This is a genomic window from Spirosoma endophyticum, assembly GCF_900112365.1.
Classification (GTDB): domain Bacteria; phylum Bacteroidota; class Bacteroidia; order Cytophagales; family Spirosomataceae; genus Spirosoma; species Spirosoma endophyticum.
In genome coordinates, this window is sequence record NZ_FOLQ01000008.1 from 143,449 (window position 1) to 160,767 (window position 17,319).

Annotated in this window: 16 protein-coding genes; 10 read left to right on the forward strand and 6 right to left on the reverse strand. The window is 48.3% G+C overall.

The window, feature by feature from the left end:
• The first annotated feature begins 1 nt into the window (after position 1).
• Both BM202_RS20275 and BM202_RS20280 read left to right on the forward strand, forming a co-directional pair.
• Positions 2 to 433 (forward strand): LytR/AlgR family response regulator transcription factor, encoded by a 432-nt coding sequence (locus BM202_RS20275; protein ID WP_093829484.1) that lies wholly within the window; start codon positions 2 to 4, stop codon positions 431 to 433.
• 249 nt (positions 434 to 682) lie between these two features.
• Positions 683 to 1,105, forward strand: coding sequence for a LytR/AlgR family response regulator transcription factor (locus BM202_RS20280; RefSeq protein WP_093829486.1), 423 nt, complete (start codon positions 683 to 685; stop codon positions 1,103 to 1,105).
• A 72-nt stretch (positions 1,106 to 1,177) separates the two neighbouring features.
• Here the strand turns inward: BM202_RS20280 and BM202_RS20285 are convergent, their stop codons facing one another.
• Positions 1,178 to 1,858, reverse strand: a complete 681-nt coding sequence (locus BM202_RS20285) for a porin family protein (protein WP_093829488.1) — start codon at positions 1,856 to 1,858, stop codon at positions 1,178 to 1,180.
• Positions 1,859 to 2,083: 225 nt separating this feature from the next.
• On the opposite strand from BM202_RS20285, the gene radA reads away from it, so the two are divergent.
• The 3 genes from radA to BM202_RS20300 all read left to right on the forward strand — a co-directional run bounded on the left by radA (position 2,084) and on the right by BM202_RS20300 (position 4,090).
• Positions 2,084 to 3,469, forward strand: a complete 1,386-nt coding sequence (gene radA, locus BM202_RS20290) for a DNA repair protein RadA (protein ID WP_093829490.1) — start codon at positions 2,084 to 2,086, stop codon at positions 3,467 to 3,469.
• 37 nt (positions 3,470 to 3,506) lie between these two features.
• Positions 3,507 to 3,716: a hypothetical protein gene (locus BM202_RS20295; RefSeq protein WP_093829492.1), complete on the forward strand. Its 210-nt coding sequence runs from the start codon at positions 3,507 to 3,509 to the stop codon at positions 3,714 to 3,716.
• A gap of 86 nt (positions 3,717 to 3,802) precedes the next feature.
• Positions 3,803 to 4,090 carry a type II toxin-antitoxin system RelE family toxin gene (locus BM202_RS20300; protein ID WP_093829494.1) on the forward strand — a complete coding sequence of 96 codons (288 nt, stop codon included), beginning with the start codon at positions 3,803 to 3,805 and terminating at the stop codon, positions 4,088 to 4,090.
• 10 nt (positions 4,091 to 4,100) lie between these two features.
• Here the strand turns inward: BM202_RS20300 and BM202_RS20305 are convergent, their stop codons facing one another.
• Positions 4,101 to 4,604 carry a DinB family protein gene (locus tag BM202_RS20305; RefSeq protein WP_093829496.1) on the reverse strand — a complete coding sequence of 168 codons (504 nt, stop codon included), beginning with the start codon at positions 4,602 to 4,604 and terminating at the stop codon, positions 4,101 to 4,103.
• Positions 4,605 to 4,722: 118 nt separating this feature from the next.
• Here BM202_RS20305 and BM202_RS20310 point away from each other — a divergent pair, with 118 nt between their 5' ends.
• Positions 4,723 to 5,601 (forward strand): alpha/beta fold hydrolase, encoded by an 879-nt coding sequence (locus BM202_RS20310; protein ID WP_093829498.1) that lies wholly within the window; start codon positions 4,723 to 4,725, stop codon positions 5,599 to 5,601.
• Positions 5,602 to 5,665: 64 nt separating this feature from the next.
• Here BM202_RS20310 and BM202_RS20315 read toward each other — a convergent pair whose 3' ends face one another.
• Positions 5,666 to 6,538 carry an AraC family transcriptional regulator gene (locus BM202_RS20315; RefSeq protein ID WP_093829500.1) on the reverse strand — a complete coding sequence of 291 codons (873 nt, stop codon included), beginning with the start codon at positions 6,536 to 6,538 and terminating at the stop codon, positions 5,666 to 5,668.
• Between the two features lie 136 nt (positions 6,539 to 6,674).
• On the opposite strand from BM202_RS20315, the gene BM202_RS20320 reads away from it, so the two are divergent.
• From BM202_RS20320 to BM202_RS20330, 3 genes are all read left to right on the forward strand, one after another.
• Positions 6,675 to 7,568, forward strand: a complete 894-nt coding sequence (locus BM202_RS20320; protein ID WP_177236635.1) for a sugar phosphate isomerase/epimerase family protein — start codon at positions 6,675 to 6,677, stop codon at positions 7,566 to 7,568.
• A gap of 38 nt (positions 7,569 to 7,606) precedes the next feature.
• Positions 7,607 to 8,722, forward strand: coding sequence for a Gfo/Idh/MocA family protein (locus BM202_RS20325; RefSeq protein ID WP_093829502.1), 1,116 nt, complete (start codon positions 7,607 to 7,609; stop codon positions 8,720 to 8,722).
• Positions 8,723 to 8,812: 90 nt separating this feature from the next.
• Entirely contained in the window at positions 8,813 to 12,637 is a 3,825-nt protein-coding gene (locus BM202_RS20330; RefSeq protein WP_093829504.1) for a PVC-type heme-binding CxxCH protein, read from the forward strand.
• Positions 12,638 to 12,753: 116 nt separating this feature from the next.
• Here BM202_RS20330 and BM202_RS20335 read toward each other — a convergent pair whose 3' ends face one another.
• The 3 genes from BM202_RS20335 to BM202_RS20345 form a co-directional block, all read right to left on the reverse strand.
• Positions 12,754 to 13,224: a hypothetical protein gene (locus BM202_RS20335; protein ID WP_093829506.1), complete on the reverse strand. Its 471-nt coding sequence runs from the start codon at positions 13,222 to 13,224 to the stop codon at positions 12,754 to 12,756.
• Between the two features lie 75 nt (positions 13,225 to 13,299).
• Positions 13,300 to 13,824, reverse strand: coding sequence for an RNA methyltransferase (locus BM202_RS20340; protein ID WP_093829508.1), 525 nt, complete (start codon positions 13,822 to 13,824; stop codon positions 13,300 to 13,302).
• A 4-nt stretch (positions 13,825 to 13,828) separates the two neighbouring features.
• Positions 13,829 to 14,368: a PH domain-containing protein gene (locus BM202_RS20345; RefSeq protein ID WP_093829510.1), complete on the reverse strand. Its 540-nt coding sequence runs from the start codon at positions 14,366 to 14,368 to the stop codon at positions 13,829 to 13,831.
• Between the two features lie 111 nt (positions 14,369 to 14,479).
• Between BM202_RS20345 and mutS the strand changes: the two genes are divergently transcribed.
• Entirely contained in the window at positions 14,480 to 17,125 is a 2,646-nt protein-coding gene (mutS, locus tag BM202_RS20350; RefSeq protein ID WP_093829512.1) for a DNA mismatch repair protein MutS, read from the forward strand.
• Positions 17,126 to 17,319 lie beyond the last annotated feature (194 nt).

Genomic DNA, 17,319 nt, shown 5'->3' on the forward strand with positions numbered 1-17,319 from the left:
TATGAACCCATTCACCAAAGACTCTATTTTTGACAATGTGTCCATCCCGTTCCACAATAGTGTGGAAAAAATTGCCGATTCGGCTTACCTGCAGAAACTTCTCATCCCATTTTATGATCGTAAACGTACCGTTTCGGTCGATGAGATTGTACGATTGGAAGGTTGTGGAAATTACACAAACTTCTACCTGAAAGACGGTACAAAGATGCTGGTGTCCCGGACGCTGAAAGAATATGAAACATTACTGGATGGGCAGGCTTTTGTTCGGGTGCACAAATCCTGCATCGTTAACCTGGGATTTGTCCGCAAGTTTTTTGTCAAAAAAGAGGGTGAACTTGAGTTGATAGACGGACAGCAGATAAAGATATCACGTCGGCGTGCTCAGATGTTCATAGACCGGATTCGGGATTTTCAGCCTGTCCTGGTTAGTTAAGAGATTACGAAGGGGTTACCCGGCCTTTAAACCGGTAGAATATACCTTATCTGACCACGTAGTTTTACGCAATAGGCAGGGTACATTCACTCAAAAAATACGATAAAATTAAGCTCAATGGCTTGATTAGCAACTGGTTACTCTTCGAAAGTAGCCCTTGCCGATCAAGCCATTTCTTTTTGAACCAGCGTCCATAAGGTAGTTTTGTTTCATCAATCACCTAAGACATCGACCAAAAATCCCTCTACCATGGAAGCCACGACTTTATCCTCATCACAGCCACTATCCTCCGTTGTTCCTCACTTCCCGTCTTCGTATCAGCGAGGTTCGCAACGTATTGCGCTACCCTACCTGAATCGCACTATATTTATTTCTGTAGACGACATTTTGTGCCTCCAAGGCGAAGGCAATTATACGTTCCTGCACACCCGCGATCGGAAGCGATATTTAGTATCGAAAACGCTTAAAGAATTTGAAAAAACGCTGGATGGCTCGATGTTCCTGCGTATTCATAAATCATATATCGTCAATTTGGCCTACGTACAACGTAGCATCTTTACGAAAGAACATCAGGTGAAGCTGGCCGACGGACGCGAAGTGGGTATCTCCCGCCGACGGGTAAAAGTAATTTCGCAGCAGCTTGCCCAGTACTGGCAACGCCTTTATAACTAGAAGATTATCGTTAAAAAACAAATGACCCGCCGGAAGTTTCCGACGGGTCATTTGTTTTCGCGTTGAGTCGTTCTAAAATAGTCTGTAGGCCAGTGTGATCTGCCAGGACTTCATTGTCTGACTAAATTTGGCTGCGTTATCAACGGTGTTGATCTGAGCGATGTCGGAAATGTTGCCCTGATAGCGTACATCAAGACCGAAAGATCCGAGGTCCAGTCCACCACCAACCTGGTAGCCATAATAGGCTTTGGCCCAGGCATCATTGAGCGAACCACTGGTGTATTGGCTTAACGCCTGGCCCAGCTTCTGATTATCGTCAACCCGGAATGAGACAACCGGCCCAGCTACCACACGAAGTGGTCCCCCTTTAATACCCAGCAAAAGTGGTACGTCGAAACTGGTGGTTGTCACCTTAACCGTTTCTGTTTGTCCATTCCGAATGATGCCAAATTCACCCGCCCGGGTTGAGTAAAGAAGTTCGGGTTGAATGAACAGATTTTTACCGAAACGGGCGTAAATACCAAACGAGGTGCCAGTCTTGCTATCAAAGCTGTCGCTCAGGCTGTTCCGAAACGTTTGGCCATCAAGGCTTACCGAGGGCGATCCGTTGGCATTGGTACCCGTTGATACAAAATTGCCAAAACTAAGCTTGGAGAGGTTAACCCCCCCTTTAATTCCGATCTGAAAGCCGCCTTGTGCAAATGACAGGACGGGCAGGCATGTAAGTAGTGCGAAAAGCAGGTTTTTTTTCATAATTGGTCGTATCAGACGCTGTTGTTTGTTAAACGCAGATTGATAATCTACCGTACAGGACGCCAACTTATTTCGAGCGAACGGCGTTAGAACAGTGGGCAGTTATCCGTAAATAATTACCAGTTTTTGTCGTGCGGTGATTGGATTCCATACCAGCCGTAACGTTTAATGGATGACTGAATTTATTTACTGATAATTGTTAACTGCTCACTGTTTACTGAAAAAATGGCCAAGTTAAAAACTACCTATTTCTGTCAGAATTGCGGCCATCAGTCGGCCAAATGGATGGGCCGATGCCCGTCCTGTGGAGAATGGAATACAATCGTAGAAGAGGTTGTTCAGAAAGATGAGCCCGTGGCAGGCGGCTGGCGTAGCCCATCGGCCGGACCGGGTGGGATGAAAGTGGCGGCCAAGCCCAAAGCCCTTCACGCGATCAATTATGAAGAGCAACCGCGTATATACACCACCGATGGCGAACTGAATCGGGTGCTTGGCGGGGGTATTGTGCCTGGATCACTGGTGCTGATTGGCGGGGAGCCAGGGATTGGTAAATCGACGCTCTTACTGCAAATTGCTCTGAGTCTGGCAGGGATGCGGGTTTTATACGTATCAGGTGAAGAAAGTGAGCAGCAAATTAAAATGCGTGCCGAACGACTCGACGTACCAACCAGCGATTGCCACGTTATGACCGAAACGTCCACCCAGAATATTTTCCGGGTGGTCGAACACTTCGAACCCGAAATTTTGATTATCGACTCGATTCAGACCATGCAATCGTCGCTGGTGGAGTCGGGAGCGGGGAGCGTTTCTCAGGTACGCGAATGCGCGGCCGAATTCATGAAGTACGCCAAAGAAAGCGGTGTGCCGGTGTTCATGATTGGGCACATCACCAAAGAAGGAACGCTGGCCGGACCTAAAGTGCTGGAACACATGGTTGATACCGTACTGACCTTCGAAGGCGATCGGCATACTACGTACCGAATCCTGCGTACGAATAAAAACCGCTTCGGTAGCACTGACGAATTAGGTATCTATGAAATGCTTGGTACGGGGCTCAGGCAAGTAACGAATCCCTCCGAAATTCTCATTTCACAACGCGACGAGGCTTTAAGCGGGGTTACAATTGGCTCTATGCTGGAAGGTAATCGGCCGCTCATGATCGAAACCCAGGCGTTGGTAAGCGTAGCGACCTACGGCACTCCGCAACGTAGCAGCACCGGTTTTGATGCCAAACGACTGAATATGTTGCTGGCAGTTCTGGAAAAACGGGGCGGCTTCCGACTTGGGCAACAGGACGTATTCCTGAATATCGCGGGTGGTCTGCGCGTTGAAGATCCGGCGATTGATCTGGCAGTCTGCGCGGCCGTCGTGTCGAGTTACGAAGACATCGCTATTCCGCCATCGGTGGCTTTTGCTGCCGAAATTGGATTAGGGGGCGAAGTGCGGGCCGTGAGTCGGATTGAGTCACGTATCGCTGAAGCTGAAAAGCTTGGGTTCAAGCAAATGTTTATTTCCAAATACAACATGAAAGGACTGGATACCCGAAACTATAAAATTAACATTAAGGCCGTTTCGCGGCTCGATGAGGTATTTCAGGGGGTGTTGATGTAAAGTTTTTGATTACATTTGACCAAAACAGAAATGCAATATGCGCTTAGTCATAGACGTAGATAGACAGTACAAGAAACTATTCATGGAAGTTGCTAAAGCCGCCAAAGCGAAGGTGCAGATTGATGAGCAATACCAAACTCAGGCGGAGGAAGATAAGGCGCTAGTTAAGCTAGTAGAGGAAGGAAAAAGAGAAGGGCGTATGAGTTCGGATGAACAGGATGATTTTTTGAACTGGTTAAATAGATAATTGCAGGTAAAGACCAGCGTGTTTTCAACACTTTTATACTTTGGGCAACGTGTTAACGTTGCTCTTTTGCTTCAGTAACATGCATTATGAAAATCGAAATCGACACCTCATTCGGTCGTGATGCTAAGAAATTACCAGAGTCAATCCTTGACGAACTAAAAATCATTTACATAGCTATTGAGGAAGCACAGTCATTGGATGACCTTTCTTATTCTGTTAAGAAAATGGAGGGTCGCCCTAAACTTAAGGCGTTTAGACTTAAACTTGGCGAACACCGAGATTATCGAATTGGCTTTTATCTGGAGGGCGATACGGTTGTTCTGTCCCGAATTTTGAATCGAAAAGATATTTACAAGAAATTTCCTCCGAAGTAAGAGGCCTTATTCACTCGACTGGCAAGAGATAAAAGCCCATTGGCTGTTCAGACGTTCGTAGCGCTCCACCCAATTGTAGAATCGTGAAAAAATGATGCGCTTCATGAAGGAGAAAGAACTCTGTCCAGCCCTCCAGTGTCATGGCGCCGTAAGCAGGATGCAGTCCGATGTGAGTAAGTTGTTCCTCCCTCAGAATACTGAGGAACGCATTCAGGGTCAGGCGCTCACCCCGCAGTCGTTTGGCCAGCTCCTGCAACGAAAGTTCTACCCAGTCAGCAAAACCAGGATCGGTATCGGCAACGTAGCGACTGAATGAAGGGGTATCGCCCGAAATTATTTGTTGCAATCGTTCCAGAAATATCTCCTGGTACCGACCCAAATGAGCCATATTTTCAAAAATGGACCACTTGCCAGATGCCGGTCGTTGGCGGATCTGCGCTTCAGTGAGACTAAATAACATATGATCCAGCGCATCGGGTTGGTTCGTTAATCGGTTGAGGAGCGATTGCTTCATGAGCGAATAAAAGGTTATAACAAAGCCAGGTAAATTGAGAATACGGGACAAACCATTTTTTGTACCTGTAGTTCTATTTACGTGAATCGAATAACTCAACAAATAATTCAAGAACGTTATGAGCTATATAAAAGCAGGTACAGATGCCTCCGGAAATGACATCAAACTTTTCTATCAGGATTTAGGGACAGGCAATCCCGTAGTACTCATTCATGGCTGGCCACTGAGCCATGAAATGTGGGATTATCAACTGGCCGAGCTACCCGCTCATAGGATTCGTGTTGTTGCCTACGACCGTCGGGGGTTTGGTAAATCAACCCAAACCTGGGATGGTTATGACTACGATACACTTGCCGACGATCTGAAGGCCGTACTCGATGAACTGAATCTTCAAAATGTAACATTAGTCGGCTTCTCAATGGGTGGGGGCGAGGTAGCCCGATACATGAGCCGTCATGGTGGAGCACGTGTCAGTAAAGTGGCATTTATCAGTGCTGTAACACCTTACTTGCTGAAAACCGAAGATAATCCAGACGGCGTTGATCAGAGCGTTTTTGACGAAATAGCGGAAAATATCAAGAAAGACCGGGCAGATTTTCTGCAAACGTTTGGTAAACAGTTCTACGGAGTAAATCTCCTGAATAAGCCCGTTAGCCAGGCGCACCTTGATGGTGATTTTGCCAGAGCCTATGTGGCATCCCACAAAGCAACCCTTGATTGTGCTACGTCATTTTCGACAACGGATTTTCGGGACGATCTGGCTCAAATTCAGGTACCAACCTTGATCATTCATGGTGACGCCGACAAGACTGTTCCCCTGGAATCGTCCGGCGAACGAACGGCTGAAGCGTTGCCGGCTGCTCAATATATTGTTTATGAAGGAGCCCCGCATGGCTTATTTGTAACCGAGAAAGATCGGCTGAACGAGGACTTACTTTCGTTCATTACGGAAGGCGTAAGTGTACGTGAACCCGCTGGTTCAACGATTCTATATTAAGACAAGACGATTCGTCTCCAAACAGATCGGCCCACTTTCATTTGGAAGTGGGCCGATCTGTTTATTACAACTCTCGATATGTTTTTACGTAGCCAGACGGTGTTTGACCTGTAATATCTTTGAATTGCCTGTTGAAGTTTGACAGCGTTCGGAAACCACTTTCAAAACTGATTTGCGTAATATTCAGTTTGCCACCAATAAGCAGTTTACAGGCGTGCCCAATACGTACTTCGGAGACAAATTCCGAAAAAGTTTTGTTAGAACGCGTTTTAAAATAGCGACAAAAAGCCGGAGGGGTCATGCCCGCCAGGTCGGCAACGGTGTCTAAGCTAAGGTCGTCGGGAAAGTGTCCCAGCACGTAGTTATGAACCAATTGCATCCTGTCGGTTTCATTCGGTTTCATCGTATTCGTGTAGCCGGGACTGGTCAGGTGGCGGTAATCTGTGGCATGAGAAAGATCGTTCAACAGATTTAGCAAGCCAATGACGCGCTCGAAACCAACCGACTTTTGGGTGAGGTTTTTAAGGGCCGTTTCGGTTCTTCGGCGAGTATACCCCGTCCATTCCAGTCCTTTGCGGGCCTGATTGAGCAACTGACGCAAAGCCGTCATCTCCTGTTTTTCCAGAAAATCAGTTCCCAGGAAATCTTCTGCGAAATAGATGACAATTCCTTTAGTCGTTAGGTTGGACGACTTATCGAAGTACACCTGATCACTACGCCAGAGGTGGGGCAGATTAGGGCCCAGAAAAACCAGGTCGCCGGGTCCGAAAGGCTTAATCGAATCACCGATGAAGCGAGTACCTGTACCTTCTTCTACCAGAAATAATTGGTAGTGTGGGTGGAAGTGCCAGTTGGGATCGAAGTGCGGTTCAACCAATTCTTTTACAATGAATGAGGCCGCAACCGGTTCAAGGTCTTTACGCAGGGGCTGTTTCATTGAAAACACTCATTTTTAACACAAATGAAGCCAAAATTTCTGATTTAATGTAAAAAAGAAGTCAGTATTCGCCAATAAAAGCCGTACAATACAATTTACTACTTAGTATGTTTGTGTAATTTTTTAGAGACTCAATATGAATAAGATAGGAATGAATATGTTCGTCTGGACAGCTACGATGGACGAAGACTTATCTGAGACACTATCGTTCCTGAAAGACAGCGGCTTCGATTTTGTTGAAATACCGATCAGTAAGTCGGGCGCGACCCCGGCTAATCTCGAAAAATGGGAACGTATCGGTCAGCAATTGAAGGAACTGGAATTGGGCGTTCAGACGTGTTCAATTTGCGGTCACGAATACAACCTCATTGATCCTGACGAAACGGTTCGACGTGCTGGCATTGAGTATTTAAAGGAAGTTGTTACGTGTTCGCGAGTGCTTGGATCGAAAATTCTGATGGGTCCTTTGTATGCTGGTTTCAAGACCTTCACCGGGAAGCCAGCTACGACGCAGGAATGGAACTGGTCGGTGGCGGGGATGCGTGAAGTGGCTGAGCACGCCCAAACCGAGGGGGTTACGCTGGCCATGGAATACCTCAACCGGTTTGAAACGTATTTGCTCACCTGCGCCGATGATCTGGTTCGATACATCGATGCTGTCGATCACCCGAATTGTCGGGCGGCTTTTGATACGTTCCATGCCAATATGGAAGAGAAAAGTGTGGCCGATGCCATCCGTACATGCGCGCCATATCTGGTTCACGTCCAGATCTCGGAGAATGACCGCTCTACACCCGGAAAGGGACATATTAATTTCGAAGAAGTGTTCGATACGTTGCAGGAAGTCGGTTATGAAGGTCCGATTGCCATTGAAGCTTTCGGGCCCAATCCGCCTGAACTTGCCGAAGCCACCCATATTTTCCGACCCATGTTCAGTTCGCCCGAGCAGTTGGCTGTGGACGGGCTGGCGTTCATAAAAACAAAGAGCGAAAGAATGAATGAGCGAAAGGGCGAAGCAATCGCATCTTGATCTATTCACTCTTTCGCTCATTCACTAATTCACTCATTATGATCAACATCGCAATCGTTGGCCTCGGGTTTGGGGCCGAATTTATCCCAATCTATCAGCGGCATCCAAACGCGAATATGTACGCGATTTGCCAGCGGAACGTAGCAAAACTGAACGAGATCGGTGACGCATACGGCATTGAGAAACGCTACATTAATTATGACGAACTGCTTGCCGACCCCAACGTTGATGCTGTTCATATCAACTCGCCAATTCCGAACCACGCTGAGCAGAGTCTGAAAGCGTTGGGAGCGGGAAAACACGTAGCGTGCACCGTACCAATGGCCACCACCGTTGAGGAGTGCATGGAAATCGTGAAAGCGACGAAGGAATTAGGTAAGAAATACATGATGATGGAAACCGTGGTTTATAGCCGTGAATTTCTGTTTGTCAAGGAGTTGTATGAAAACGGTGAACTAGGGAAAGTACAGTTCCTAAAAGCCAGCCACCAGCAGGACATGGATGGCTGGCCTGATTACTGGCCTGGTTTACCCCCTATGCACTATGCCACGCACTGCGTTGGCCCCGTAGCGGGTTTGCTCAAGCTCGAAGCCGACTACGTATCATGTTTCGGATCAGGAACCATTCGGGAGGAGTTGGCGAAAATTCATAACTCGCCGTTTGCCGTTGAGTCGGCGCATATTAAGTTCAAGGACAGCGACTTATCGGCTTATGTGTATCGGTCGCTGTTCGACGTAGCGCGCCAATACCGCGAAAGTTTCGAGGTGTATGGGGATAAAAAATCATTCGAGTGGCAACTAATCGAGGATGAGCAACCGGTAATTCATACGGCTAAAAAGCCGGAGCCAGAGATTCCGGAAAAAGTGACTGTGCCCGATTATGCACGTTTGTTGCCTGCTGAAATTGCTGGATTTACAACCAAAGGAGTGTATGATGCCGACGAACAACAGCACCTGTCCTTTACGCAGGGTGGCGGGCATGGTGGCTCACATCCGCACATGGTTCATGAGTTTTTGTCGGCCATTGTCGAAGACCGCGAACCGTTCCCGAATGCGGCCCAGTCGGCCAACTGGACGAGCGTAGGTATTCTGGCGCACGAATCGGCTTTACAGGGTGGGCAGTTGATTAAGTTGCCCGATTTTAAAAATGTGTAAATTCTAAACACAGAGGTAACGGAGTAAAACACGGAGGGCACGGCGCTTCTTTGTGTTCTCCGTGAATCCTCTGTTTACTCTGTGTTAGAAATGAAAAAAATACTTACAGCAATTGGGTTAGTCGTGGTTCTGACCCAATGTGTCCGTCAATCGGGTACGCAAACATCTGTTCAACAGAAGGATAGTAAAAAGTCTGGCGCGTTGGCTCGCCGGACGGAGATCCTTTTTCTGGGTGACAACGGCCATCACAAACCCATTGAGCGGGTGCCAGAGATCATGGAGGCTCTGGGTAAAAAGGGGATCAATTTCACCTATACCGACAAACTGGAAGACCTGAACGCCGATAATCTGAATAAGTATGACGGGTTACTGATTTTTGCCAACTGGGACAGTATCGGGAAGCCGCAGGAAAAAGCGCTGCTGGACTACGTAGCGTCGGGGCATGGGCTGATTCCGGTGCACTGCGCGTCGTACTGTTTCCGTAACTCAGCCGAGTATGTCGATAAAGTTGTTGGCGGGCAATTCTGGCGGCATCGGATGGATACCATCCAGACGCACTTCACCCAGCCGAACAATCCCATTGTGGCAGGTTTGCCATCGTTCAAAGCCTTCGATGAAACCTACCTGCACAGCCATCTGCAAACTGACAACAACGTACTGGCCGTTCGGGATATCAAAGCCGACCAGGAAAAGGACATGGCAGCGGCCAACCGACCCGGCGTTAAAGAAGAGCCCTACACCTGGACCCGGCAATATGGCAAAGGGCGTGTTTTCTATACCGCTTATGGCCATGATGAACGTACCTGGACACAGCCCGGTTTTCATCAGTTGATCGAACGCGGCATTTTGTGGGCAATTGGCGACGAGGCTAAAAAACGCCATGATGCGCTGAATCCGCAATCGTTCGCGTACCACGAAGCCCTACTTCCGAACTATGAAAAGCGGCCGGGTGCCCAAATGGAGCAGGAACCGCTATCGCCGGAGGAATCGATGAAGCACCTTCAGGTGCCGGTTGATTTTACACTCGATCTGTTTGCTCATGAGCCAAATGTGATGCACCCGATTGCGCTGGCGTGGGACGAACGCGGACGGCTGTATGCGCTTATCACGAAAGATTATCCCAACGAGCGCAAGCCCGAAGGCGGCTCCGATTATATCGTCATTTGCGAAGATACCGACAAGGATGGTAAGGCCGATAAGTTTACCAACTTTGCCGAAGGACTGAGCATTCCAACGGGAATGGTGTTCGCCAACGGCGGCCTTTACGTATCGCAAGCCCCGCATATGTTGTTCTTGCAGGATACTAACGGCGACGACAAAGCGGACGTAAAGAAAATTGTGTTTAGCGGATTTGGTACGTTCGATACCCACGCTGGACCGAGTAACCTGCACTACGGTTTCGATAACTGGATCTGGGGTAGCGTCGGGTACTCTGGCTTCAAAGGCAAAATCGGTGCCGATAGCGTTAAGTTCAGTCAGGGCTTTTTCCGTTTCAAGCCTGATGGTTCTAAGCTCGAACATGTAACCAATACGTCGAACAACACATGGGGACTGGGTTTCAGTGAAACGGGCGATATTTTTGGATCAACCGCCAACAATTCGCATGGTTGGTATATGGCTATCCCAAACCGATATTTCAATGGTGCTCCCCACCTGCGCGAAAACGGCAGCCGCAGCACCGACACGCACAAGGACATGAAACCCATCACTGAAAAAGTGCGTCAGGTGGACGTATTTGGTGGGTTCACGGCTGCAGCGGGCCATAACCTATACACCGCTCGCGCTTTCCCGAAAAAATACTGGAACAAAATCGCGTTCGTGGCCGAACCAACCGGGCACATCCTGCACCAGAACGTAATGGAAAAAACTGGTACGAATTACGAAGATGCCGAAGGCTTCAACCTGATAGCCGGTGCCGATGAGTGGTTTGCGCCCGTCTTTGCCGAAGTTGGTCCGGATGGGGCCGTCTGGGTAGTTGATTGGTATAGCTATATTATTCAGCACAATCCTACGCCAAAGGGAGCTACCAACGGCAGCGGTAATGCCTACGAAACACCCCTCCGAGATTTCACGCACGGGCGTATCTACCGGGTTGGGTACAAGAACGCACCCGCCTATACGCCAATGGCGCTGAGTAAAGATCGGCCAGCGGAGTTGGTTGCAGGGCTGAAAAATACGAATATGTTCTGGCGGATGACGGCCCAACGCTTACTCATCGAACGCGGGAATAAGGACGTAATGCCCCAACTAGTAGCCTTGGTAAACGATCAGTCTGTCGATGAAATTGGCAGTAATCCGGCGGCCATTCACGCGCTCTGGACGTTGCACGGTTTAATGATTAAGGAAGCGGAATCGTCAGAGATAAAAGACAGGATTGACTTTATGAGCGCTATAGAAACCGCGCTGAAACATCCGGCTCCAGCCGTTCGGAAAACGGCCGTGCAGGTGATGCCTATGACTCCGCATACCATTGCTTTGTTTCGCAAATATGACATTCTGAATGACAAAGAACCGTTAGTGGTCCTGAACGCATTACTAGCCTTCTCATCAAAAGACTGGGTGAGATCAAAGGAGGCTCAGCAAATGATTCTGGCTCGTCTTGATAAGTCTACAGAAACGAATGATCGATGGCTACCGGATGCTTTTGCCAGTGCACTGACTAGCGCGAATGGGTTTTTACTGAAAACGTACCTGAATCAGGTAGCCATAAATGGTTCAGCAAAATCGAACGTGGCTTCCACTTCGCACGACATGAGTGGTCATGCTGGTCATGAAACATCCGCAATGGCCTCATCCAAAGCCGTAGTACCTGCTGGTAATCAGCCTGATCTTGTGGTTGCTGCCGTACGGACTACGCCTGATTCGCCCACTGTTCGGGAAGGAGCCAAACTGTTTGTCGACGTAACGAATGCTGGTGGCGTGGCTATTCCCGAGGGAACGCCCATTCCCATGACGCTACGGGTCGAAGGTCCCAAAGGTGTAGCGGATGCGTCGAAGATTGATTTTGTGAGCGTTACGCACAACACAGGGATCAAACCCGGCGAAACCGTTACGATCAGCAAAGCGAATAATGGCCCTTGGGTAGGAGATATGGGGGTTATGTTCGAGCGCGCTGGCCAATATACCATCACCGTAATGCTCGACCGCGAAAACAAAATTGCGGAGAGCAACGAGCAGAATAACAACGCCACGCACACGCTAACGTACCGCGCTCCGCAAAGCATGAGCGCCTATGTGCTGGAGCGGGCTACCCGTAGTTATGCATCGGTTGCGCCGGTTGATTCCGTCGTTGCGTTACTTCGGCAAACTCAAAAGTTAAATCCGGCGGAAAGCGAAGCCATCGTAAAAGGCGTATCGGAAGGTTGGAACATGAAAGAGAAAGGCCAGGTGCGTGAGGCTGACAAATCGTTTTTAGCCAGTTTGAGCAATACGGTTTCAACGGATAATCGCGAACGCCTGAATCGACTTTACGAAGCGTGGGGACTTACGAAAGTCGAAGCAGTTGATCCGAATGTTGAACTGGTACGTATGAAAACAGTGCGTGAAGAAATGCGCTTCGACAAGAAAGAATTTACTGTTACGGCTGGTAAGCAAGTGGAAATAGTACTGGAAAACCCCGATGCTATGCAGCATAACCTGGTGATTGGAAAACCGAAGAGTATGGAAATTATCGGTGCCGCTGCCGATAAGATGATTACGGCGAAAGACGGGGCTGAAAAGAACTATGTGCCATCAATTGCGCAGATTATCGTATCTACGCCACTGGTCAATCCCGATCAAACGTACCGGTTGAAATTCACGGCACCAGCGACCCCTGGGGACTATCCATACGTGTGTACGTTCCCGGGCCACTGGCGCATCATGAATGGAGTCATGAAGGTAGTAAGCGCGCAATCTGCATCTGTTAGTAAATAGACGATAATTTTTCAAAAGCAGAAAGGTCAGGTGAATCACCTGACCTTTCTGCTTTTGAAGCCAAAAAAAGCCCGTTTAAGACGGGCAACTGAAGAACGTATCAGGCGTTGACCTGACTATGAATTGTCCGATGTCGTCTCGGCTGGAGCAGGAGTGGTCGCTTCGGTTTTTGCGCGCGTTGTACGCGTTTTAGCTGTGGTTGCTGCGGGCTTGGGAGCCGGTGTCTGCTTGCGGGAAGGTCGGCTGGGCGAAGTTATTTCAATGGCTGATTCAGCAGCGGCAACGATGGCTTTAGATGCTTTGTTGGCCGTACGTTTAGCGTTTTTCTCGGCTTTCGCTGCGTTCTTTTTTGCTTTCTCTAATTCTTTCTTCGCCTTTTTCTTCGATGCTTCAACAGGTTTAGCAGCTTTTTTCTCCGCCTTATCCATCAATTTAGCGAGTTTCTTGGCTAATCTCTCCGCCGATTTCTCGATGGATTTCTTCATTTTTTTTGTAGCCGCACCTGCTTCACTGAGTTTGGTTTCAATGGAACTGACGATCTCGGATGCCAGCGATTTTTGTTTTGTTTTTACAGCTTTGTTTGCCATTTGAGTCAATAGGAAAAAATTTACAAATAAATACGAAATTTTTGGGATAACCGCAAGGCCAATGTTAAGCTTTTGTTACATTTTTTGCAGGAAATCCCAGCAAACAATTCCAGCCGTAACAGCAATATTTAGCGAATGCTTAGTGCCAAATTGGGGGATTTCCAGCACTATATCAGCTAGTTGCACAATATCGTCTCGAACACCGGTTACTTCGTTACCCAACACAAATGCGTACGGTTTGTTTGGTTCTGGTATAAAATCACTCAGTGACGTGCTTCCTTCTGCTTGCTCTACGGCGGCAATAATCCAGCCATCCGTTTTTAATTGTTTTACCAGATTCACTACGTCCGAAACATGTTCCCACACAACGGATTCCGTGGCACCCAGTGCCGTTTTCGTAATATCGCGGTGGGGTGGCTGTCCTGTAATGCCACACAGATACAGTTTCTGCGCTCGGAACGCATCAGCCGTACGAAATACTGATCCCACATTATTGAGGCTACGAATGTCGTCCAGAATCAGGCAATAGGTAAATTTATCGGTGTCTTTAAACTCATCAACCGACAGGCGATTGAGCTCAGAAAGGGAAAGTTTGCGCATGTACTTAGTTACGATTATCCTGTAATAACTGCCGAATGTCGCGTAATGTATCGCGGATTTCGGTGAGGAGATTTTGGTCGGTTGGAACCGAGGATTGATGGGTTCGGGTGGCCATCAGCTTTTGTCGCTGATCCAGAATCTGGGTGCGAAAGGTTTGTGCATCCACAATGCCGATCAACTCCATGTCATTGGCCTGCTTTGAATTTTGTCCGGCCGTCTCAAATTTCAGGATACAAAGGTCAAAATAACGTAGCACCGGACCGGCGACAAAGGTAACGTCCTGAATATTCTCGAGCGGAATCGTCTTCTCGACTTCGACCAAAATGCCTTTCCTGAAATGCAGGGAACGGTCGGTCAACTCACAGTCAAGTTTCTTGAAATAATGGCCACTCCACCATTGACCGACGCCCAATAGCCAGATCGGAATGAGGATAATACCGATGATGGAGATAAACAGGAAAAACGTTACGTAAAGCAGTAAATACGTTCGGATCACCGGGTTGAATGTAACGCGCACCGGGAACACAGTATCGGCTTGGCTCATGGTAAAAATGGTGGTTTAGTTTGAAGCAGGTATGCCTGTAATTGTGGCTGTAAGTAGCCGATTTTTCGCCAAAAATCACTATTTTTGTTTACGACAACCCAACAAAAATCAGTGAAATCAGCTACCGCAGCAAAGCCGCCAGTTAAGAAAACCGAAACTCCTCTCAACCGCCAATACAACCAGATTAAAGCCAAATATCCCGGTGCGTTGCTGCTTTTTCGCGTCGGTGATTTTTACGAAACCTTCGGCGAAGATGCCGTGCGGGCCAGCAAGATTCTGGGCATTACGCTCACCAAACGGAACAACGGCGGATCGAATGAAGAACTGGCCGGTTTTCCGCACCACTCCCTTGATACACACTTGCCTAAACTCGTTCGGGCGGGAGAACGCGTGGCCATTTGTGATCAGTTGGAAGACCCTGCGCTGGCTAAAGGCATTGTTCGGAGGGGCGTTACGGAGTTGGTGACACCCGGCGTTTCGTTTAACGACAACGTGCTCGATACGCGTCGGAATAACTACCTAGCGGCTGTGCATTTCGGGAAAGCTGATGATACGTTCGGGATATCATTTCTGGATATTTCGACGGGCGAATTTCTGGCTTCGCAGGGTAATTCGGCCTATGTCGATAAACTATTACAAAGCTTCAATCCGTCGGAAGTGCTGTACTGCAAGCGTAACCGGCAGGAGTTCGGAGTTCTGTTTGGCGATAAATTTCATACCTATACACTCGAAGACTGGGCATTCACCTATGACTTCGGGTATAACTTTTTAAAACAGCATTTTCAGACTACGTCGCTGAAAGGATTTGGTATTGAAGGCTTGCCCGATGGTATCATCGCGGCCGGGGTAATCCTGCATTACCTGAACGAGACAGAACATAAAGACCTCCAGCACATAACCCGCGTTACGCGGCTTGAAGAAGATCGCTACGTTTGGCTGGACCGATTCACGATTCGTAACCTTGAACTGACAGCCGCGCAGCAGGAGGGCGGTGTGCCATTGATCCAGATCCTCGACCAGACCGTCACCCCAATGGGTGCGCGACTGCTCCGTAAATGGCTTAGCCTTCCGTTAAAAGAAAAAGCCCTGATTGACGAGCGGCTTAACATGGTTGACTTGCTAGTTAATGACCTCGATCTGGCCGATACGCTGGTCAATCACCTGAAGCAAATTGGCGATCTTGAACGACTGGTTTCTAAGGTCGCGGTTCGGCGGATTAGCCCCCGTGAGCTGTTGCAATTAAAACGGTCACTGCAACACGTATTGCCAATCAAGGAAGTGCTAATTACGGCGCTGAGTCAAAGTGAGTCGCCATCATTGAAAAAATATGCGGATCAACTCAACGCCGTTTCGTTTTTACTTGACCGCATTGAGGCTGAACTGCGTGAAGATGCACCAGCCCTTTCAAATCAAGGTAATATTATAAAATCCGGCATTAACGCTGAACTAGACGAGCTGACTGCCATCGCCTATTCGGGTAAAGATTACCTGATTCAATTGCAGGAGCGCGAAGTGGAAAAAACGGGTATCAGCTCGCTCAAAGTAGCGTACAATAAAGTGTTTGGCTATTATCTGGAAGTCACGCACGCGCACAAAAACCGCGTGCCCGAAGACTGGATTCGGAAACAAACGCTGGTAAACGCTGAGCGCTACATAACGCCCGAACTGAAAGTATACGAAGAGAAAATCCTGAATGCCGAGGAGCAGATTTTCCAGATCGAATCCCGGATGTTCAACGAAATGATCATAGCCGCAGGAGAGTACGTTGGCGCTATTCAGCAAAATGCCCGCGTACTGTCGGTGCTGGACGTACTATCGTCGTTTGCACGGGTGGCGGTGAAGAATAAATACGTACGGCCGCAGATCAACGAAAGCAAAGTACTGGACATTAAAGACGGTCGTCATGCGGTGATCGAACAGCAATTGCCTCCCGGCGAGCACTATATTCCAAACGACATTTTTTTAGACGACGAAACCCAGCAGATCATCATTATTACCGGACCAAATATGGCTGGTAAATCCGCGCTGCTACGTCAAACGGCTTTGATTGTGTTGATGGCGCAGTCCGGAAGTTTCGTACCGGCATCGTCGGCTGAGATTGGTATTGTCGATAAGATTTTTACGCGTGTTGGGGCAAGTGACAACCTCTCACGGGGAGAAAGTACGTTCATGGTTGAAATGACCGAAACGGCCAGCATTCTGAATAATCTCAGCGAACGAAGCCTGATTTTGATGGACGAAATCGGCCGGGGTACCAGTACGTATGACGGTGTTTCGATTGCCTGGTCGATTGCCGAGTACCTGCATACCAAAACCGACTGCCGACCCAAAACGCTGTTTGCGACCCACTACCACGAACTGAATGACCTGGCCAACGAGAACGTTCGTATTAAAAACTACAACGTAGCAGTTAAGGAAATGGGCAACAAGGTAATCTTTCTGCGCAAGCTGAAAGAAGGGGGCTCGGAGCATAGTTTCGGGATTCACGTAGCACAGATGGCTGGTATGCCCGCCCAGATTGTGACGCGTGCCAGTCAGATCCTGAAACAGTTGGAGTCATCGCACGGGCGGGAGAACAACAAAGAGCGGATTCGGGAAGCGGTGCCGCAGGAGCGGGAGTTAGCCCTACGTATCATCGAATCCGGCGATCCAAAATCGGAAGCGATTAAGGAAAAACTACGCACCATTGACGTAAACCGACTGACGCCCATCGAAGCGTTATTGAAATTGAACGAATTGCTGAAGATGATGGAGTGATGGATAGTTGAGTTGCTGTTTTGGCAACTATATGCGTTATTACACATTCTCTATGCGAATCATTGCCAAACGTACTTTACGAGAATTCTGGGAACAATATTCTGATGCCGAACAGCCGCTATTAGATTGGTATGATATAGTTGCTTAACTGGAATGGCATTCACCAAATGATGTAAAATCGACGATCACAAACG